This is a genomic window from Streptomyces sp. NPDC049597, from assembly GCF_040675505.1.
Classification (GTDB): domain Bacteria; phylum Actinomycetota; class Actinomycetes; order Streptomycetales; family Streptomycetaceae; genus Streptomyces.
In genome coordinates this window covers 69,589-88,107 of record NZ_JBFAOY010000012.1, presented here as the reverse complement: position 1 = coordinate 88,107, position 18,519 = coordinate 69,589, and the positions used below count along the sequence as shown (strand labels likewise).

General features: G+C 73.0%; 14 protein-coding genes. 5 read left to right on the top strand and 9 right to left on the bottom strand.

The genetic code is table 11. The annotated features are described in order from the left end of the window. The first annotated feature begins 89 nt into the window (after positions 1 to 89). Entirely contained in the window at positions 90 to 1,094 is a 1,005-nt protein-coding gene (locus AB0K02_RS16120) for a Gfo/Idh/MocA family oxidoreductase (RefSeq protein ID WP_365993058.1), read from the top strand. A gap of 557 nt (positions 1,095 to 1,651) precedes the next feature. Here AB0K02_RS16120 and AB0K02_RS16115 read toward each other — a convergent pair. From AB0K02_RS16115 to AB0K02_RS16100, 4 genes are all read right to left on the bottom strand, one after another. Next, entirely contained in the window at positions 1,652 to 2,848 is a 1,197-nt protein-coding gene (locus AB0K02_RS16115) for a cytochrome P450 (RefSeq protein ID WP_365993057.1), read from the bottom strand. Positions 2,849 to 2,908: 60 nt separating this feature from the next. Continuing rightward, on the bottom strand, positions 2,909 to 4,087 hold the full coding sequence (locus AB0K02_RS16110; RefSeq protein ID WP_365993056.1) for a cytochrome P450: 1,179 nt from the start codon (positions 4,085 to 4,087) through the stop codon (positions 2,909 to 2,911). A gap of 167 nt (positions 4,088 to 4,254) precedes the next feature. Next, positions 4,255 to 5,181, bottom strand: coding sequence for a DMT family transporter (locus AB0K02_RS16105; protein ID WP_365993055.1), 927 nt, complete (start codon positions 5,179 to 5,181; stop codon positions 4,255 to 4,257). Positions 5,182 to 5,285: 104 nt separating this feature from the next. Beyond that, entirely contained in the window at positions 5,286 to 5,897 is a 612-nt protein-coding gene (locus AB0K02_RS16100; RefSeq protein WP_365993054.1) for a dihydrofolate reductase family protein, read from the bottom strand. A gap of 177 nt (positions 5,898 to 6,074) precedes the next feature. On the opposite strand from AB0K02_RS16100, the gene AB0K02_RS16095 reads away from it, so the two are divergent. Further along, positions 6,075 to 6,806, top strand: a complete 732-nt coding sequence (locus AB0K02_RS16095) for an SDR family oxidoreductase (protein ID WP_365993053.1) — start codon at positions 6,075 to 6,077, stop codon at positions 6,804 to 6,806. Positions 6,807 to 6,929: 123 nt separating this feature from the next. Here AB0K02_RS16095 and alc read toward each other — a convergent pair whose 3' ends face one another. Both alc and allB read right to left on the bottom strand, forming a co-directional pair. Further along, positions 6,930 to 8,060 (bottom strand): allantoicase, encoded by a 1,131-nt coding sequence (gene alc, locus AB0K02_RS16090; protein ID WP_365993052.1) that lies wholly within the window; start codon positions 8,058 to 8,060, stop codon positions 6,930 to 6,932. Positions 8,061 to 8,064: 4 nt separating this feature from the next. After that, positions 8,065 to 9,420, bottom strand: a complete 1,356-nt coding sequence (gene allB / locus AB0K02_RS16085) for an allantoinase AllB (RefSeq protein WP_365993051.1) — start codon at positions 9,418 to 9,420, stop codon at positions 8,065 to 8,067. 341 nt (positions 9,421 to 9,761) lie between these two features. Between allB and AB0K02_RS16080 the strand changes: the two genes are divergently transcribed. After that, the gene (locus tag AB0K02_RS16080) at positions 9,762 to 10,562 is read left to right on the top strand and encodes an IclR family transcriptional regulator (protein WP_365993050.1); all 801 of its coding nucleotides are present in this window, start codon (positions 9,762 to 9,764) and stop codon (positions 10,560 to 10,562) included. A 113-nt stretch (positions 10,563 to 10,675) separates the two neighbouring features. Here AB0K02_RS16080 and AB0K02_RS16075 read toward each other — a convergent pair whose 3' ends face one another. After that, on the bottom strand, positions 10,676 to 10,984 hold the full coding sequence (locus AB0K02_RS16075) for a DUF5955 family protein (protein ID WP_365993049.1): 309 nt from the start codon (positions 10,982 to 10,984) through the stop codon (positions 10,676 to 10,678). Between the two features lie 132 nt (positions 10,985 to 11,116). Then, positions 11,117 to 13,102 carry a protein kinase gene (locus AB0K02_RS16070; protein WP_365993048.1) on the bottom strand — a complete coding sequence of 662 codons (1,986 nt, stop codon included), beginning with the start codon at positions 13,100 to 13,102 and terminating at the stop codon, positions 11,117 to 11,119. A gap of 151 nt (positions 13,103 to 13,253) precedes the next feature. Here AB0K02_RS16070 and AB0K02_RS16065 point away from each other — a divergent pair, with 151 nt between their 5' ends. Next, positions 13,254 to 13,874, top strand: a complete 621-nt coding sequence (locus AB0K02_RS16065) for a nucleotidyltransferase family protein (RefSeq protein ID WP_365993047.1) — start codon at positions 13,254 to 13,256, stop codon at positions 13,872 to 13,874. A gap of 257 nt (positions 13,875 to 14,131) precedes the next feature. After that, complete coding sequence (gene aceB, locus AB0K02_RS16060) at positions 14,132 to 15,763, top strand: malate synthase A (protein ID WP_365993046.1); 1,632 nt, start codon at positions 14,132 to 14,134, stop codon at positions 15,761 to 15,763. 92 nt (positions 15,764 to 15,855) lie between these two features. Here the strand turns inward: aceB and AB0K02_RS16055 are convergent, their stop codons facing one another. Next, positions 15,856 to 18,453 (bottom strand): MXAN_6230/SCO0854 family RING domain-containing protein, encoded by a 2,598-nt coding sequence (locus tag AB0K02_RS16055; RefSeq protein ID WP_365993045.1) that lies wholly within the window; start codon positions 18,451 to 18,453, stop codon positions 15,856 to 15,858. Positions 18,454 to 18,519 lie beyond the last annotated feature (66 nt).

Genomic DNA, 18,519 nt, shown 5'->3' with positions numbered 1-18,519 from the left:
AGTCGCACGCCATGTTGACGGGAAGTCGTGAGGTTCGATTGTCAGGACAAAGCCTTGACAGGCGGCGGTGCCGCCTCCATTTTTGGGCCATGCGCATCGGACTGATCGGCACGGGACGTATCGGCAGCTTCCACGCGGGGGTGCTGAGCCGCCATCGTGAGGTGGGCTCGCTGGTCGTGGCGGACACGGACGCGGCGCGTGCCGTGGAGACGGCGGACCGCTGCGGCGCCACCGCGGCGCCCAGCGCGGACGAGGTCTTCGCCTGGGGCGTGGACGCCGTGGTGATCGCCTCGGCCACCGCCGCGCACGCCGACCTGATCGCCCGCGCGGCACGTGCGGGACTGCCCGCCTTCTGCGAGAAGCCGATCGCCCTGGACCTGCCGGGGACGCTCCGGGCGCTGCGCGCGGTGGAGGAGGCGGGCACGGAACTCCAGCTCGGCTTCATGCGTCGCTTCGACGCGGGCTACACCGCCGCCCGCGAGCTGGTGCGCTCGGGCCGCCTCGGCCGGCTGCACACCGTACGGGCCATCACCTCCGACCCGGCGCCGCCGCCGGCCGCGTACCTGCCGCTGTCCGGCGGGCTCTACCGGGACTGCCTCGTCCACGACTTCGACATCCTTCGGTGGGTGACGGGCCGCGAGATCGTGGAGGTGTACGCGACAGGGTCGGACGCGGGACCCTCGATGTTCCGCGACGCGGGCGACGTGGACACCGCGGCGGTGCTGCTCACGCTGGACGACGGGACGCTGGCGACGGCGACCGCGACGCGTTGCAACGGCGCGGGGTACGACGTCCGGATGGAGCTGGCCGGGGAGCTCGACCAGGTCGCGGTCGGGCTGGACGACCGTACGCCGATCAGCTCGACGGAGCCGAAGGGCCTGCCGCCGGTGGACAACCCCTGGCCGGGCTTCCTGGAGCGGTTCGCCCCGGCGTACGAGGCGGAGCTGGACGCGTTCGTCCGCCTGGTGCGGGGCGAGGCGGACAACGCCTGCGACGGGCGCGAGGCGCTGACCGCGCTGCGGGTGGCGGAGGCGTGCGAGCTGTCGCGGCGGGAGAGGCGGCCGGTGCGGGTGGAGGAGATCCCGTCGGCCTGAGCCCCCCGGCCCCGGGGCCCCGCGGTCACTGGGGCTTGACCCCGGCCCCGGTACCGCACCTGGCGCGGTGTCGTCGCCTCCCTACGGCCTGGCGGCCGTGGAGGCCCCCCGGACGGGTGGCGATCCGCCGCGCGACATCAGCCTTGCCGGGGCGCACTCCCCCCTGGCTTCGCCGGGGGCGAGCCCCCACCCGCGCCCGGGGGGCGACGGGGAGACTGAGACCCGACGGCCCGGGGCGGAGCCCCGACGGGCTACTCGCGTACAGGCGCGGCCCGAGGACGAAGCCCGGACGGACCAGTCATGCACAGGCGCGACCCAGGGACAGCGCCCCGACGGACCAGTCATGCACAGGCGCGGCCCCAGGGGCAGCGCCCCGACGGACCAGTCACGCACAGGCGCGGCCCCAGGGGCAGCGCCCCGACGGACCAGTCACGCACAGGCGCGGCCCCAGGGACAGCGCCCCGACGGACCAGTCACGCACAGGCGCGGCCCCAGGGGCAGCGCCCCGACGGACCAGTCACGCACAGGCGCGACCCAGGGCAGCGCCCCCAGGCCTGTCACCAGCGGACCGGGAGGGATTCCGGGCCGCGGATCAGCATGCCCGTGCGCCACGCGAGTGCGGCCGGGTGCGCGTCGAGGGCGAGGTCCGGGCAGCGCTCCAGCAGCGAGCGGATGGCGACACGGGCCTCCAGCCGGGCCAGCGGCGCGCCCAGGCAGAAGTGGATGCCGTGGCCGAAGGCCAGATGGCCCCGCGTGTCGCGGCGGATGTCGAAGCGGTCCGGCTCGGGATAGCGGGCCGGGTCGCGGTCGGCGTCCGCGAGGGCTACCAGGACCAGCTGTCCGCCACCGGGGACAACGGTGCCGCCGATCTCGTAGGGCTCGACGGTGAAGCGGTACGTCGGGGTCTCCACCGGCCCGTCGTAGCGCAGCATCTCCTCCACGGCTCCGTCCATCAGCGAGAAGTCGGCTCGCAACGACGCCAGTTGGTCGGGATGGGTGAGCAGCGCGAGAACACCGTTGGAGATCAGGTTGACCGTCGTCTCGTGGCCGGCGATCAGCAGCAGCCACGCCATGCCCATCAGTTCGTCGCCGCCGAGCCGGTCGTCGTCGTCCCCGTCGGCGCGGTGGATCAGCGCGCTCATGAGGTCGTCGCCGGGCTTGTCCCGCTTCTCGGCGAGCAGCCCGGCCAGATACGTCGTCAGCTCGCCCGCCGCCGCCTCCCGCTCGGCGCGGTCGGTCGAGGCCAGAGCGGTGTTGGACCAGCGCCGGAAGGAGTCCTGGTCGAGGAAGGGCACGCCCAGCAGTTCGCAGATGACGGCGATGGGCAGCGGGAAGCAGAACGCGTCGACGAGGTCGGCGCTGCCCGTGGGCCCCATGCGGTCCAGCAGTTCGTCGGTGATGTGCTGCACACGCGGGGCCAGTTGCTCGACGCGCCGCATGGTGAACTCGCGCGCCACGAGCTTGCGCAGCCGCGTGTGCCGGGGCGGGTCGGCGCTGAGCATGGTGATGCCGGCCGACAGCTGGGAGGCGCCGAGATCGGGGGCGGCGTTGCGCCATTCCTTGGACAGGGCATCGTCGGCGAGGACGGCGCGCCCGGCCTCGTAGCCGACGACGAGCCATGCCTCGTGCCCCTCGGGCAGCCGGACCCGGTGGACGGGTCCCCGCTCGCGTAACGCGGCGTAGACGGGATAGGGGTCGCGGGTGAAGTCCGCGCCGAGCGCGGCGAGGTCAACGGTGGCGGCTTCGGTGGTCACGGCGTTCCTCTCGCATCGTCAGGTGTTGTGTGCGGCATGCCGGGGCCGTCGGTCACCGGCCTACCAGCGCACCGGCAGGTGGCGGACGCCGCGCATCAGCAGGCCGGGGAGCCACTCGTACGCGGAGGCGGACTCGTCGAGGGCGAGGTCCGGGCAGCGCTCCAGCAGCGAGCGGATGGCGACACGGGCTTCCAGCCGGGCCAGCGGCGCGCCCAGACAGAAGTGGATGCCGTGGCCGAAGGCCAGATGGCCCCGCGTGTCGCGGCGGATGTCGAAGCGGTCCGGCTCGGGGAAGCGCGCCGGGTCCCGGTCGCCGGCGGCGAGGCCCACGAGGACCGTCTCGCCCGGCGGGATGACGGTGTCACCGTACGGGACGGGGGCGACACTGAAGCGGACGGTGGCGTTCTCCACCGGGCCGTCGTAGCGCAGCATCTCCTCCACGGCGCCGTCGAGCAGCGAGAAGTCGGCTCGGAGCTCGGCGAGCTGATCGGGGTGGGTGAGCAGCGCGCGCACGCCGTTGGAGATGAGGTTGACCGTGGTCTCGTGGCCGGCGATGAGCAACAGGTAGGCCAGGGCCCGCAGTTCGGCGGCGGAGAGGCGGTCGTCGTCCGTGGCGCGTGTGCTCAGCAGGGCGGAGAGCAGGTCGTCCGCGGGACCGGCGCAGCGCTTGTCCTCGATCAGCTCGTCCAGGTAGCCGCGCAGCCGGTGGACCGCGTCCGACTCGCCCTCGGCGCTGGTGGGGGCGACGATCGCGTTGGACCACGTGCGGAAGTCGTCGCGGTGGGCGGCCGGGATGCCGAGCAGCTCGCAGATGACGATGATCGGCAGCGGGAAGGCGAGCGCGTCGACCAGGTCGCCGCGGCCCATCGGCAGCATGGCGTCGATCAGTTCGTCGGTGATCTGCTGGATCCTCGGGCGCAGCGCCTCCACGCGCCGGCCGGTGAACTCGCGCGCGACGAGCTTGCGCAGCCGGGTGTGGTCGGGTGGGTCGAGCACCAGCAGGTTGGGACCGATGACCTGCTCGTCGAGCATGGTCACGCCCACCGTGCCAGGCGTCTTGGACAGCCGCGTGTCGGCGAGCGCCGCCCGTGCCTCCTCGTGGCCGACGATCAGCCAGAACCGGCCGCCGTCGGCGCCGCGCACCAGATGGACCGGACCCGCCTCGCGCAGCCGGGCGTAGTACGGATAAGGGTCCGCCGTGAAGTCCGCACCGAACTCGGCAAGATCGACGATCGTCATTCGTCCAGCCTACGGCGGTGTGCGGGGGCCGTCCTCATCCACAAGGGCGACGTCATGGGCCAACAGCGCGATCCGGACACGGTCGTTGGCCCCGGGCTTGGCCGGATTCCGCCACACATGGTCCTGACCGTCGGCACGCGCGCCTGTACAGGCGACCGCATGGTCCACTAACGCTCCGCGCCGTCCGCCGCCCGGCGGCCCCACGTCGTGCCCGCCAGGACCAGCGCCGCCCCCAGCAGGCCCGGTGCACCCAGGTGTTCCCCGCCGATCGACATCCCTGCTGCCGCCGCCCACAGCGGCTCGGTGCCGAGAAGCAGGCTCACGCGCGACGGCGAGGTGCGGCGCACGGCCCACATCTGCACGAAGAAGGCGAACAGCGTGCAGAACACCGACAGGAACAGCAGTCCGGCCCACTCCCCCGGTCCGAAGCCGACCGCCACGGACCACGGCGAGGCCCCCGCGCCCGGGACGGCCGCGAGCACAGCGAACACCGCGACCGCGCCGGCCAGTTGGACGGTGGTCAGCGACAGCGAGTCCGCGCCCCGCACCGCCTTCATCCTGGCCATCGCCAGGACGTGGACGGTGCGCGCGAGAGCGGCGAGCAGGATCAGCAGGTCTCCGAGGGAGGGCGTGGTGAAACCGCCGCCCTGCGTCAGCAGCACCACTCCGGCGACGGAGACGCCGGCCGCGGCGACGAAGGAGCGGGAGGGCCGCTGTCCGGTCACGGCCGCTTCCGCGAGCGGGGTGAAGATCATGGTGAGGCTGATGATGAGCCCGGCGTTGGTGGCCGAGGTGTGCACGACGCCGTACGTCTCCAGCAGGAAGATCCCGCTCAGGACGAGTCCCAGCAGGCCGGCCCCGCGCCATTGGGCCGCGCTCAGGGCTCGCAGCCGCCGTCGGCCCGCGACCACGAGCACCGGCACGACGAGCGCGAAGCGCAGGACCAGCACGGCGACGACGGTGTGCGCGGTGGTGATGCCCTTGGCCGCGAGATAGCTGGCGCCCCAGACGACGGCCACCAGCAGGACGGGCAGATCGGTGAGCCACGCGCGGCGTGGGGTGAGCGCGGGGGCGGGTACGGCGATCGACGACACCTTGGGTCTCCAACGTCTCCGGCGGACAGGCGTGGCGGAGGCGTCGGCGGCTCGTTCACGGAGCGATCACCGTACCCGCGCAAGACGTGTGGGTGCTACATGTTTCAGACGTAGCTGCCGTACTCGGGGCGGCCGGACAGCTCGTAGGTGTGGATGGCGATGCCGGAGCCGGTGGTCCTCGCGTCGACGTGCCGGAAGGCGGTGGGCGTCGCGCCGTCGGCGAACAGGCGCAGCCCCGCCCCGAGCACGACCGGGAAGGTCAGCAGGTAGAGCGTGTCGATGAGGTCGTGCGCCATGAGCGACTGGGCGAGACGGCCGCTGCCGTGCATCTGGATCTCGCCCTCGGTGCGCTCCTTCAGGCCGGCGACCTCCTTGACCAGGTCGCCGCGGATGATGCTGCTGCCCGACCAGTCGGCGCTTTCGAGGGTGGTCGAGACGACGTACTTCGGCAGGGCGTTGAGCTTCGTGGCGACCGGGTCCGCGGGGTCGGTCTGCAGGGGCCAGTAGCCGGCGAAGATCTCGTACGTCCGGCGGCCGAGCAGGAAGGCGGTGGGCCGGTCGAACACCTCGTTGACGAACCGGCCGAAGTCCTCGTCCCCGTACGGCACGGACCAGCCGCCCTGGTCGAAACCGCCGCGGCGGTCCTCGTCGGGGCCGCCAGGGGCCTGGTAGACGCCGTCGAGGGAGACGAACTGGGTGAGGCTGAGCGTTGCCATGATGGGGCCTTTCACTGCTGGTCGCGAGGTTCCTTCGGATGTCACAGCTCTGACTCCACTGTCGCCCGGAAGTCATCGGCGCGCCGATCACGACGTCCGATCACCGCCAGCGCCGGGCGCCCCGACCCGCTGTCATTGAAGCCGCAACCAATCTTGGGAACGCACACGGAGGCTTCGATGAACGGCAAGGTGGCACTGGTGACCGGCGGAAGCCGCGGAATCGGTGCGGCGACGGCGCTGCGGCTGGCCCGCGACGGGGCCGATGTCGCCATCACGTACACGGCGGGGAAGGAAGCCGCCGAGGACGTCGTGCGCACGGCGGAGGCGCTCGGACGGCGGGCCGTGGCGCTGCGCGCCGACTCCGCGGACGCGGCCGAGGCCGCCGAGGCGGTGACACGTGCCGCGGACGCGCTCGGCGGGCTCGACGTGCTGGTGAACAACGTGGGCGTGGGGCTCCTCGCGCCGCTGGAGAACATCACCGTCGCCGACGTGGACAGGGTGCTCGCCACCAACGTCCGCGGTGTCTATATGGCGTCCCAGGCCGCCGCGACGCGGATGGGGCACGGCTCGCGCATCATCACGATCGGCACCTGCATGACGCGGCGCGTACCGGGCCCCGGCGGCACGCTGTACGCGATGAGCAAGGCGGCCCTGATCGGACTGACGAAGGCGCTGGCACGGGAGTTGGGCGGGCGGGGCATCACGGCCAACATCGTCCACCCCGGGCCGGTCGACACGGACATGAACCCGGCGGACGGCCCGTACGCGGAGCCGCAGAAGGCGGACACGGCGCTCGGCCGCTTCGGCACCGCGGAGGAGATCGCCTTCATGGTCGCGTATCTGGCGGGGGAGGGGGCGGCGTACGTGACAGGCGCCGAGTTCTCCGTCGACGGCGGCCACGGGGCGTGAGACGCCGCGCCGGGCGTGCGGGGCGCGCCGGCGTGCGTGCGGGGCGCACCGTTGCTGTCGGTCGGTGCGCCCCGCGCGCGGGGGCGGGGAGGGTGTCGTGCCTGCCCGCCCCTCGGCGGACCGTCAGCCGCCGAGCTCCTGGTGGCGGGCGGTCAGCCGGGCCGCGCCCTGGTCGGTCAGGGAACCGAACAGGCGCAGCCGGGAGATGCCGCCGTCGGGGTAGATGTCGATGCGGGCGTGGGTGCCCACCGCCGGGGCGTCCAGGACGAAGCGGTGGTTGGTGTCGGGCTGCAGGCGGGTGCGCGGCAGCACCTCGCGCCACTCCCCGCTCTCGCCGTCGCGTACGGACAGGGCGGCCCAGCCGGCGCTGTTGCCCTTGAGGTAGGCGGTGTCGATCTCCACGGCGCGGATCTCGGACTGCTCCACGAGTCGGTAGCGGATCCAGTCGTTGCCCTTGTCGCGGCGGCGGCGGGTCTCCCAGCCGTCGTCCATCTTGCGGGAACGGCCGGGCTGGATGGTGTTGGTGGCCGGGGAGTAGAAGCGGTCGGACGCGTCCTCGACCTGCCCGCCGTTCTCCAGCGCCACGAGGTCGAACGTGGAGAGCGCGGCCAGCCACGCCGGGTCCGGCGCGACCTCGCCGTACACGCGCAGGCGGGCGATGCCGCCGTCGGGGTGCTGGTTGACGCGCAGGTGCGTGAAGCGCTGTTCGGCGTCGACGGCGAAGCCGTTCGCGGCGTGGCCGCCGACGGCCGTGCGCGGGACGAGCGTCGTCCACTTCACGTCGCCGGAGAGCAGCTCCTCGGGCGACGGTGACCCGGCGACCGAGGTGCCCTCGATGGACACGGCCTGCGGGTAGTTGCCGCGGAAGTGGGCGGTGTCGACGACGATGCCGCGTACGACGCCGGGCGCGCCGAGGCGTATCAGCGCCCAGTCGTGGTCCTCGTCGGTGGGGTGGGGCTGCTCGGCGGAGACACCGCGGCGGCGGCGGGTCTCCCAGCCGTCCATGATCTTGCCCTTGTGGCCGAAGTGCTCGGGGTCGAACTCCGCCGCCTCCGGCTTCAGCAGGTTCTCGCGCTCGGCGAAGAACTCGTCGTTGGCGGCGACGACGCCGGCGCCGAGACGGCGGTCGGCGAGGTCGGCGTACTGGGTGAAGGGGAACCCCGACGGTCCTGGGCTGCGGTAGTCGGCGTACGGGTCGCCGCCACCGTACGGGCTGGCGTCACCGGTGTAGGAAGGAAGGGAGGAAGAGGACACGGTTTCAGTTGTTCCTTTCGAGCAGCCGGCCCGTCGGCTCGGCCGGGTTGCCGTTCTCCACGATCCGCTCGCCGCGCAGCCACGTCGACCGGACGACGCCGTGCAGGGTCTTGCCCGCGTAGGCGGTCACCTGGTTGCGGTGGTGCAGTTCGGCGGGGTCGACGGTGAACGTCTCGTCGGGGGCGAGGACCGCGAAGTCGGCGTCGCGGCCGGCCTCGATGGCGCCCTTGTCGCTCAGGCCCGCCAGCTTCGCGGGGGCGAAGGACATCCAGCGGACGACGTCGTCGAGGGTGTGGCCGCGCCTGCGGGCCTCGGTCCAGATGGCGGGCAGGCCCAGCTGGAGCGAGGAGATGCCGCCCCACGCGGATGCGAAGTCCGGGGTCTTGAGGTCGGTGGTGCACGGGGAGTGGTCGGAGACGATGCAGTCGATGGTGCCGTCGGCGAGGCCCTGCCAGAGCAGGTCCTGGTTGGCGGCCTCCCTGATCGGCGGGCAGCACTTGAACTCGGTGGCGCCGTCGGGGACTTCCTCCGCGGTGAGGGTGAGGAAGTGCGGGCAGGACTCGACGGAGACCGCCACGCCCCTGCGCTTCGCGGCGGCGATCAGCGCCAGCGCGTCGCTGGACGACAGGTGCAGTACGTGCACCCGCGCGTTCAGCCGCTCGGCGTGCGCGATCAGGCCCTCGATGGCGGTGTTCTCCGCGTCGCGGGGCCGGGAGGCGAGGAAGTCGGCGTACTTGGGGCCGCTGCGCTGGGGAGCGGAGGCGAGGTGGTGCGGGTCCTCGGCGTGCACGATGAGCAGGCCGCCGAAGCCGGCGATCTCGGCCATGGAGCGGGCGAGCTGCTCCTGGTCGAGCTCGGGGAACTCCTCGACGCCGGAGGGCGACAGGAAGCACTTGAAGCCGAAGACGCCGGCGTCGTGCAGGGGCCGCAGGTCCTTGACGTTGTCCGGGATCGCGCCGCCCCAGAAGCCGGTGTCGACGTGGGCCTTGGGGCGGGCGACGTCCTGCTTGGTGCGCAGGTGCTCGACGGTGGTCGTCGGCGGGAGCGAGTTCAGCGGCATGTCGAGGAGGGTCGTGATGCCGCCGGCCGCGGCGGCGCGGGTGGCGGTCCAGAAGCCCTCCCAGGCGGTGCGGCCGGGGTCGTTCACATGGACGTGGGTGTCGACGAGGCCGGGCAGCAGCGCGTCGCCGCCGAAGTCCTCCAGCCGGGCGCCTGCCGGGACCTCGGCGTCGTACGGCCCCACCGCCGCGATCTTCCCGTGGGCGATGGCGACCGTCGCGGCGCGCGTGCCCTCCGGGGTGACGACGCGCGTCGAGCGCAGCACCAGGTTCACGTCCACGGTTCCGTCCACGTCGGACACCAGCTCCCCTCACAATCATGAACGCAGGCGAACGCCGGATCTGCTCCGGCGGGCCAGAAATTCAACGAACTGTTGAAGAAGTCTTCACTTCCGATCGATGCCCGTCAAGACCCGCCCGCCCCGGACGGCACCCTTGGACGTTTCCACAAAGTGGAAGTAAGATTCCACTGTCATGTGGGTCGCTTCGCCCAACGGCGGGGCCGCCGGCCTGCCCGAAAAGCCCGCAGACACCCGGACAAACGGGCCCTGACCGGCAAAGACGCCTCGACGGGAGCGATGTGCCCCGCGCACACGCCCGGTAGGCTGCTGACTTGCCCTGCCTGCCCGAAAGGACCGCCGACGTGCCGACGTCCAGCGCCAGCACCACCGACGCAGCCAAGCCCGCCGCCAGTGGCGGCGTGCAGTCCCTGGAGCGCGCCTTCGACCTGCTCGAACGCATGGCCGACGCCGGCGGCGAGGTCGGGCTGAGCGAGCTGTCCGCGAGCAGCGGGCTCCCCCTGCCGACCATCCACCGGCTGATGCGCACGCTGGTGGCGTGCGGGTACGTACGGCAGCAGTCCAACCGCCGCTACGCGCTCGGTCCCCGGCTGATCCGGCTCGGCGAGTCCGCGTCCCGGCTGCTGGGCACGTGGGCGCGCCCCTACCTGGCCCGCCTGGTCGAGGAGACCGGCGAGACGGCGAACATGGCGCTCCTGGACGGCGACGAGATCGTGTACGTGGCGCAGGTGCCCTCCAAGCACTCGATGCGCATGTTCACCGAGGTCGGCCGACGCGTCCTGCCGCACTCCACGGGCGTGGGCAAGGCACTGCTGGCGCACACCCCGGCGGACGAGGTACGCGCGCTTCTGTCGCGCACCGGCATGCCGGCCGCGACGGAGAAGACGATCACGACGCCCGAGGGCTTCCTGGCCGCGCTCGAACAGGTCCGCCGGGCGGGGTACGCGGTCGACGACAACGAGCAGGAGATCGGCGTGCGCTGCCTCGCGGTCCCCGTGCCGAACTCGCCGACGGCAGCGGCGATCTCGATCTCGGGACCGGCGGGGCGGGTGACGGAGGCGGCGACGGAGAAGATCGTGCCGATCCTCCAGGAGGTCGCGCACGACCTCTCCACGGCCCTGGCGAACACGTCCCCGCAGTCCTGAGCACGGCCCCGTCCGGCCCGGGACTCCGCGCCCGGACCGCCGGGCGACGCCCGCCAGGGCAGCCCGGGGCCCAGCCCTCCAGGAGCGGGGGGCGTGTCGGCACGTCGCCGGTCTCAGAACCGCCGCGGCGGCACGTCCCCGAACGTGTCCACCGCGTTCCGCACCTGCATCAGCGCCGGTGACAGCGCGCTCACCGATCCGATCGCACCCGCTATGAGCAGCAGCGAGCGGCGCATGCGCGGGATCTCGGGGTCGCCCGCGGCGATCATCGCCGCCAGTACGGCCAGTTCGTCCTCGGCGATCGCCCGGTCCCCGAACTCCGCGCGGTATCCGGCCAGTTCACGCCGGAGCTGCGCGACGGCAGCACGTAACCGCACCGCTCTCGGATCCTCGCCGCTCCCTGTCACCCGCGTCTGCCCCACGCTCCGCAACAAAGCCCAGCCCCTCGCACGTCCTTGTGCCCGCGACCGCGTTCCGCCGGACGGCGAAACGTCCGCGGGGTGCGGGCCAGTTAACGCCATCCGGCCCGCGACGCGCCACAGTACGGACAGAATTCAGGACGAAGGGGCGGGATCGATCGCGTTACGCCACACGGTGACATCGAGTGTGATGAACTGGCTCGGATCGGTGTCGGGCGACTTCCCCTGATAGGTCGCCACACCGACATGCCCCGATTCCGTCAGCACGCAGAACTTGGCGCCCTTCGACAGGACGTCCAGGTCGATGCTGGTGGCGTAGCGCGTCTCGCTCCGGCACGTGTCGAGGTCCCCCGACTGACCGCTGCGGAGCAGGACGTACCGGCTGTGATCCGCGTTGATCTCCTCGAGCATGTCGCTGTAGTAGACGTCCGAGGGCGAGTCGTCGTCGATGGGCTTGACGGGATCGTCGTCGAGGGTGAGGTGGTAGGTGTCCACCAGGTTGATCCCGGTGTACGTCTTCGGCGTCGGGTCGGCCACCGGCTCGTCCGGCGGCGCGTCCACGCCGCTGCCGCCGTCACCCTGATCCGCGGGGGAGCCGTCCGGCTCCGGCGTCGGGCTCTGCTTGGCCGAACCGCTCTTGTCCTGGCTCTGGTTCTCCTTGCCCTTGTCGTCGCCGGACAGGGCGAAGTACGTGCCGCCGCCGACGGCGACGCCCAGCACCAGCGTGACCGCGACGGCGATGGCGAGATTGCGCGCCGTCTTCTTCTTGGGGGCGGCGGGAGCCGTCTGCCCGGTGGCGGCGGGGTTGTAGGGGGCGGGGCCGCCGGGCTGCGGGTGGGCGGCCGTCTGCGGATAGCCGTACCCAGGGCCCTGCGCGCCGGGCTGCGGGTAGCCGTACGTCGGCTGGGCGTGCGGCTGGGTGCCCGGCTGAGCGTGGGTCGGGTGCTGGGCGCCAGGCTGCGCGTGGGTCGGGTGCTGGGCGCCCGGCTGCGCGTGGGGCTGTCCGTACGGGCTCTGCGGACCCGAGTGGCCGTGCGGCTGCGCGGGCGGCTGCGGCGCGGGGCCGAACCCGGGCGGCGGCGTCGACGGCGCCGCGTGCGCGGTGGGCATGTGGGTGGGGGCCGCGGCCGGCTGCGCGGGGGGCTGCGCGGCGACCGGCGGCTGCCCGGCCGGCGGGGTCGCGGGCGGCGCGGGCGCGGCCTTGCGGGTGGTGATCTCGGCGGCGACCACGCTCGGCAGCCACTCCTCGGGACGGCGCAGCACCGTCTCGCCGTTGGCCGCCTGGCAGATGCCCAGGATCTCCGCGACGGAGGGGCGGCCCGCGGGGTCCTTGACCATGCACCGGGTGACGAGTTCCCGCAGCTGCTCCGGGAGTTCGGTGAGGTCGGGCTCCTCGTGGACGATCCGGTAGAGCACACCGTGCGAGGTGCCCTCGCCGAAGGCCGCCTTGCCGGTGGCGGCGTACGCCGCGATCTGGCCGAGGGCGAAGATGTCGGTCGCGGGCGTGACATGGCTGCCCGCCGCCTGCTCCGGGGCCATGAACGAGGGCGTGCCGATGGTCACTCCGCTGCTGGTCAGCGAGGTGGCGTCGGCGGCGCGGGCGATACCGAAGTCGATGACCCGCGGGCCGTCGGCGGCGAGCAGGACGTTGGCGGGCTTGAGGTCGCGGTGGACGATGCCCGCGCCGTGGATGATCTGCAGCGCCTCGGCGATGCCGGCGACGAGCAGCAGCACGGTCTCGACCGGCAGTCTGCCGTGCTGGGCGACGGCGTCGGAGAGCGAGGGACCGGGCACGTAGGCGGTGGCGAGCCACGGCTGTTCGGCATCCGCGTCGGCGTCGATCACGGGCGCCGTGAACAGGCCCTGCACGCGCTGCGCGGCCTGCACCTCCTGGGCGAACCGGCGGCGGAACTCCGCGTCCTGGCCGAAGTCGGGCCGGATCACCTTGATGGCGACCGGCCGGCCGCCGGGGGTGTACGACAGGTAGACCTTGCCCATTCCACCGGCGCCGAGGCGGGCTGCGATCTTGTATCCGGCGACCGTCTTCGGATCGTCCTCACCCAGCGGCTGGAACACCGCTCCCTGGTGCGCGCGCCCACTCATCGACTCTCGATCCCCCATGGCGAACCTCAGTATTGGAGGTGAACCTTATCCAAGGTCACCCCGTGTTCTCCACGTCGGACGGCCGGAGCGGGCCCCGCGGTTGCAGCCCGCGGGAAATGCCCGGCGAGCCACCGGCGCCGCATGCCCCGAAATGGACGAAGGAGTCCCCATGACACACCCTCAGCCGCACGCCGTGCCCCAAGCACCGGTCGTCGCGGGCCTGTTGCTCGCGGCGGGCGGCGGCAGGCGGCTCGGCGGCCGGCCGAAGGCGCTGCTGACGCACCGCGGCAGACCGCTCGTGGAACACGCCGTACGGGTCCTGCGGGAGGGCGGGTGCGGCCCCGTTCATGTCGTGCTGGGCGCGGCGGCCGGCGCGGTGCGCGAGGCGGCGGACCTGGCGGGGTGCACGGTGACCGAGAACCCGGACTGGGAGAGCGGGATGGGCTCGTCGCTGAGGGCGGGGCTGGCCTCGCTGCCCGCCGAGGGCGTGGACGCGGCGCTGGTCCTGCTGGTGGACCAGCCGGGCATCGGTGCGCGGGCCGTCGCGCGGGTGCGGTCGGCGGGCCTGTCGCGTGCGGCGCTCGCTGCGGCGGCGTACGCGGGCGAGCGGGGCCATCCGCTCGTGTTCGGCGCGGACCGCTGGGCGGACATCGCGGCGAGCGCGGCCGGGGACCGGGGGGCGCGGGCGTACGTGGCCGCGCACGAGGACGAGCTGACGCTCGTGGAGTGCGGGGACGTGGCGGAGGCGTACGACATCGACACGCCCGGGGACCTGAGGCACCTTGAGTGAGCGGCGTGGCACTGAGCGACACGTTCTGTCGACCCGGAGAATCTCGACATCAACAAACCATTGAACTTCCACCATGCGGTAACTACTATCCACTGTTCAGAAGCGCCTGACCATCGGAGGGCGCCCCTCGGCCGTACCTCGGACGCTGGCACTGAGTGCCACGCTGTGGCGTCCCGCGGCCGCCCGGCGCCCCCTCGTGAAGCCCGCGACGCTCGCTAGAAGCTCGCTGAAATGCTCGCTGAAGGAAGTGACAGCTCATGTCCGCACCAGCGCCGTCCCCGCTGGCCATCGTCGATGCCGAGCCCCTGCCCCGGCAGGAAGAGGTCCTGACCGACGCGGCCCTCGCGTTCGTGGCAGAGCTGCACCGGCGGTTCACGCCCCGGCGTGACGAGCTGCTCGCCCGCCGCGCCGTCCGCCGCGCCGAGATCGCCCGCACCTCCACGCTGGACTTCCTCCCGGAGACCGCCGCCGTCCGCGCGGACGACTCCTGGAAGGTCGCCCCGGCGCCCGCGGCCCTGAACGACCGCCGGGTGGAGATCACCGGACCCACCGACCGCAAGATGACCATCAACGCGCTCAACTCGGGCGCGAAGGTCTGGCTCGCCGACTTCGAGGACGCCTCCGCCCCCACGTGGGAGAACGTGGTCCTCGGCCAGCTCAATCTGATCGACGCCTACGAGCGCCGCATCGACTTCACCGACCCGCGGTCGGGCAAGTCGTACGCCCTGCGCCCCGCCGAGGAGCTCGCGACCGTCGTGATGCGCCCGCGCGGCTGGCACCTCACCGAGCGCCACCTGCGGGTCGACGGCACCCCGGTGCCGGGCGCCCTGGTCGACTTCGGCCTGTACTTCTTCCACAACGCGCGGCGCCTGCTCGACCTCGGCAAGGGACCGTACTTCTACCTGCCGAAGACCGAGTCGCACCTGGAGGCCCGCCTCTGGAACGACGTCTTCGTCTTCGCCCAGGACTACGTCGGCATCCCGCAGGGCACCGTCCGCGCGACCGTCCTGATCGAGACGATCACGGCGGCGTACGAGATGGAGGAGATCCTCTACGAGCTGCGCGACCACGCCTCCGGTCTGAACGCGGGCCGCTGGGACTACCTGTTCTCCATCGTCAAGAACTTCCGTGACGGCGGGGAGAAGTTCGTCCTGCCGGACCGCAACGCGGTCACGATGACCGCCCCGTTCATGCGGGCGTACACCGAACTGCTGGTCCGCACCTGCCACAAGAGGGGCGCGCACGCGATCGGCGGCATGGCGGCGTTCATCCCCTCCCGCAAGGACGCCGAGGTCAACAAGGTCGCCTTCGAGAAGGTCAAGGCCGACAAGGACCGCGAGGCCGGCGACGGTTTCGACGGCTCGTGGGTCGCCCATCCGGACCTGGTCCCCATCGCCATGGCGTCCTTCGACGCGGTGCTGGGCGACAAGCCCCACCAGAAGGACCGCCTGCGCGAGGACGTCTCGGTGGCGCCGGGTGACCTGATCGCCATCGACTCCCTGGACGCCCGGCCCACCTACGAGGGCCTGCGCAACGCGGTCCAGGTCGGCATCCGCTACATCGAGGCGTGGCTGCGCGGCCTCGGCGCGGTCGCCATCTTCAACCTGATGGAGGACGCGGCGACGGCGGAGATCTCCCGCTCCCAGATCTGGCAGTGGATCAACGCGGGTGTGGTGTTCGAGCACGCCGGAACGACAGTGCGGGCCACTCCGGAGCTGGCGAGGACGGTCGCCGCCGAGGAACTGGCCGCGATCCGCGAGGAGATGGGCGCGGAGGCGTTCGCCGCGGGCCACTGGCAGCAGGCGCACGACCTGCTGCTGAAGGTGGCGCTGGACGAGAAGTACGAGGACTTCCTGACGCTGCCCGCCTACGAGCAACTGGCCGGCTGACACCCCTCGTCGACGCGCACACCCGGCCCGGGTGACGACGCCTGAGCCGCACCCCGCCCCCGGTACCGCACAGCACCGGGGGCGGTGGCGTGTCAGCGTCGCGGCGCGAGGGCCGTGACGACGTCCGGGGCGGCGAGCAGGCGCACGCGTGTCGCGTCCTGCGCGTACGGGTACACCGCGAACACCTCGCCGCCGTCCGCCACGTCGACGTCGCCGCGCAGCAGGAAGGCCAGCCGGGGCGGTGCCGGCGGCTCTGCCGCGTCGGTGTCCGGTGAGCCGATGCGGGCCGCGAAGGCCGCCACGTCCTCGCCGTCCCGCCGCGCGTACACGCTCCGCGAGCCGTCCGTGTGGCGCAGGACGACCGTGGCCGCCCGGGCCGCGGCCTGCCACACCGCGAGCTCGCCCAGGCCGACGCGGGCGCCGGACGCGAACAGCTCCGTGAGCCGGTGGGAGAGGGTGGCCAGCGCGTGCGCATGCCGCCACACGGCGTGCTGCGTGCCCGTGACGCCCTTGACCACGTCGAGCCAGCGCATGGTGCGCGCCCGCACGTCGACGACCAGCGGCACGCAGGCGCGACTGGTGCCGGTGAGGTCGAAGCGCTGCTCCACCGCACGCGCGTCGAACACGGGGCCCTCGTTCCCGGGCGCGTCCCGCACCATGAGCCCGGCGAAGGCGTCCGCCAGGTCGCCGAAGGGGACGTTGTTGTACGAGTAGACGACCGCGACGACGTACCGCACCCCGGCCTCGGCGAGCCGCTCCAGGTCGAGGTCCACGAACTCTGACGCGCCGAGCGGGGGCGGGGCGTCCTGGAGGTCGCCGGAGTGCACGGCCGCCGTGCCCTCGTAGCGCAGGCTCGTGTACGCGCACTCCCCCATGTGCCGCCAGTCGTCGGCGAACATGGCCGCGGACAGGTCGAGATCGGTGCGCCCCGACGTGGGACTCTCCATCCAGTGCAGGAACAGGCGCAGCGTCGTGCCGTCCGGGACGGCGAGTTCGCTGCCGCGCGGAAGGGTCACCAGGGCACGTGAGGCGGTGCGTTCGGTGAACGGCGCGACCACGCCGTCCAGCGCGGCGTCCACGACCGCGACCTCCACGGGTGCCGCTGCCCCGGCGCGGCGCAGCATCTCCGCCGTCAGCACGCCGGTGACCGAGCGCACGAGCTGCGTGGGGAGCGGCGGCCTGCCGTCGTCGGTCACATGGGCCCGTGCCGCCGCGCCCCTGGGGAAGAACACCCGTACCGTGCGCTCGCGCGTACGGGTGCGGATCGCACCGAGAGCGGAGAGCACCACGGCAGGCGCCACGCGGCCGACGGCACGCTCCAGCGCGGTCACGACGGCGCGGCCCTCGTCCCGTCCGTCGCCGGCGAGGCGCAGCAGGTGGTCGAGGCGGCGGACGAGTTCGCCCGGCCGCCGGCCGAGCAGCGTGAGCGCCCGGCCGAGGTCGCGGTCGCCGAGAGCGGCCTCGACCTGGCCGCCCCAGGTCCGTACGGTCACCGCCGGGCCCGAGACGTCGAAGCCGTCGACGCCGGCCGCCGCCTTGCGCAGCGCGAGGGACAGGCCGTCGTCGCCGAGCGCCGTGCCGCGCAGCGCGGCGAAGGCGAGTGCCGCGCGAGGGTACCGGTCCGCGTGCTCGAAGGGGTGGAGCAGTTCGGCGGCGTGGATCCAGGCGCGCCGGTACCGCCCCATGTCCTGGGCCGCCTGCACCGGGTCGAGAGTGTCCAGGGCCGACAGCAGGGCGCGGCGCAGGGGACGGGGGACCCGGGCGAAGCGCGGGATCCGCACGAGCCCCGCGTCGCCGCCGGAACGGACCGCGAGCACGCGCAGCACGTCCGTGGCGGTGTCGATCAGACCGGTGGCGAAGGGCAGGGCGGCCGGCAGGTCCGCGGGGTCGGCGAGCAGCCAGGCGACCAGACGTGCCTTGGTCTCGCGACCGGGCACGGCCGTCGGAAGCCGGTCGAGGTCGTCCCGCGGCCGGGCGGCGAGCAGGGCGTCCAGGTCGTCGCTGTCCTGCGGACTCAGTGCGCCGGTCCGGGCGAGCAGGGTGTTCAGTTCACTGGCGGCGTCGCGCTGACGGTCGTTCAGATCGCCGCCGTACGCCAGCAGCCGAAGCCGCTGGGGCCGCGCCGGCCGACGGGAGAAGATCCGACGAGGCCGCTTGGGACGCAGGAACGGATCGGCGGGGTCGATGCGCCGCTCGCACACCGGGCAGGCCGAGAAGTCGGCGCCGTCGAAACAGCTGCCGCACACGAGGTGGGCGCACGGCGCGACGGGCACGACCGAGTCCACCGTGCCGCACAGCACGCACGGCTGCTCGGGCCGCTGGAAGAGCACCGTGAGGACGCGGTCGGCGTAGTGCGCGTACGTGTCGCGCGGCGTGCTGTCCGGGAATCCGCGCAGCAGGGGCTCGTGCGGCCGGTCGGCGCCGGTCTCCCGGTCGATGTCCTGGAGCAGCGCCCGGCCGACCGCCCCGAGGGCCCGGGCGTCGAGCGCCGCGAACGCGGCACGCAGCGGGGCGGCGACGAGATACCCGCGCTCGACGAGATCGGCCTCGAGCAGCGCGGCGCCCACGTGGCCGGCGGGCTCAAAGACGTCCCCCGCCTCCGGCAGGTGGACGACCCCGCGCCGTGCGAGGAGCACGGCGGCGAGACTGCGCGGAGTGGTGGTGTGCGTGGTGACGGTGGTGCTGAACACGTTCGGTTCCCCCCTCCCGGATGACCGGGTGATGCGCGGGGCGGGAAGTGAGCGCGCTGATTCATC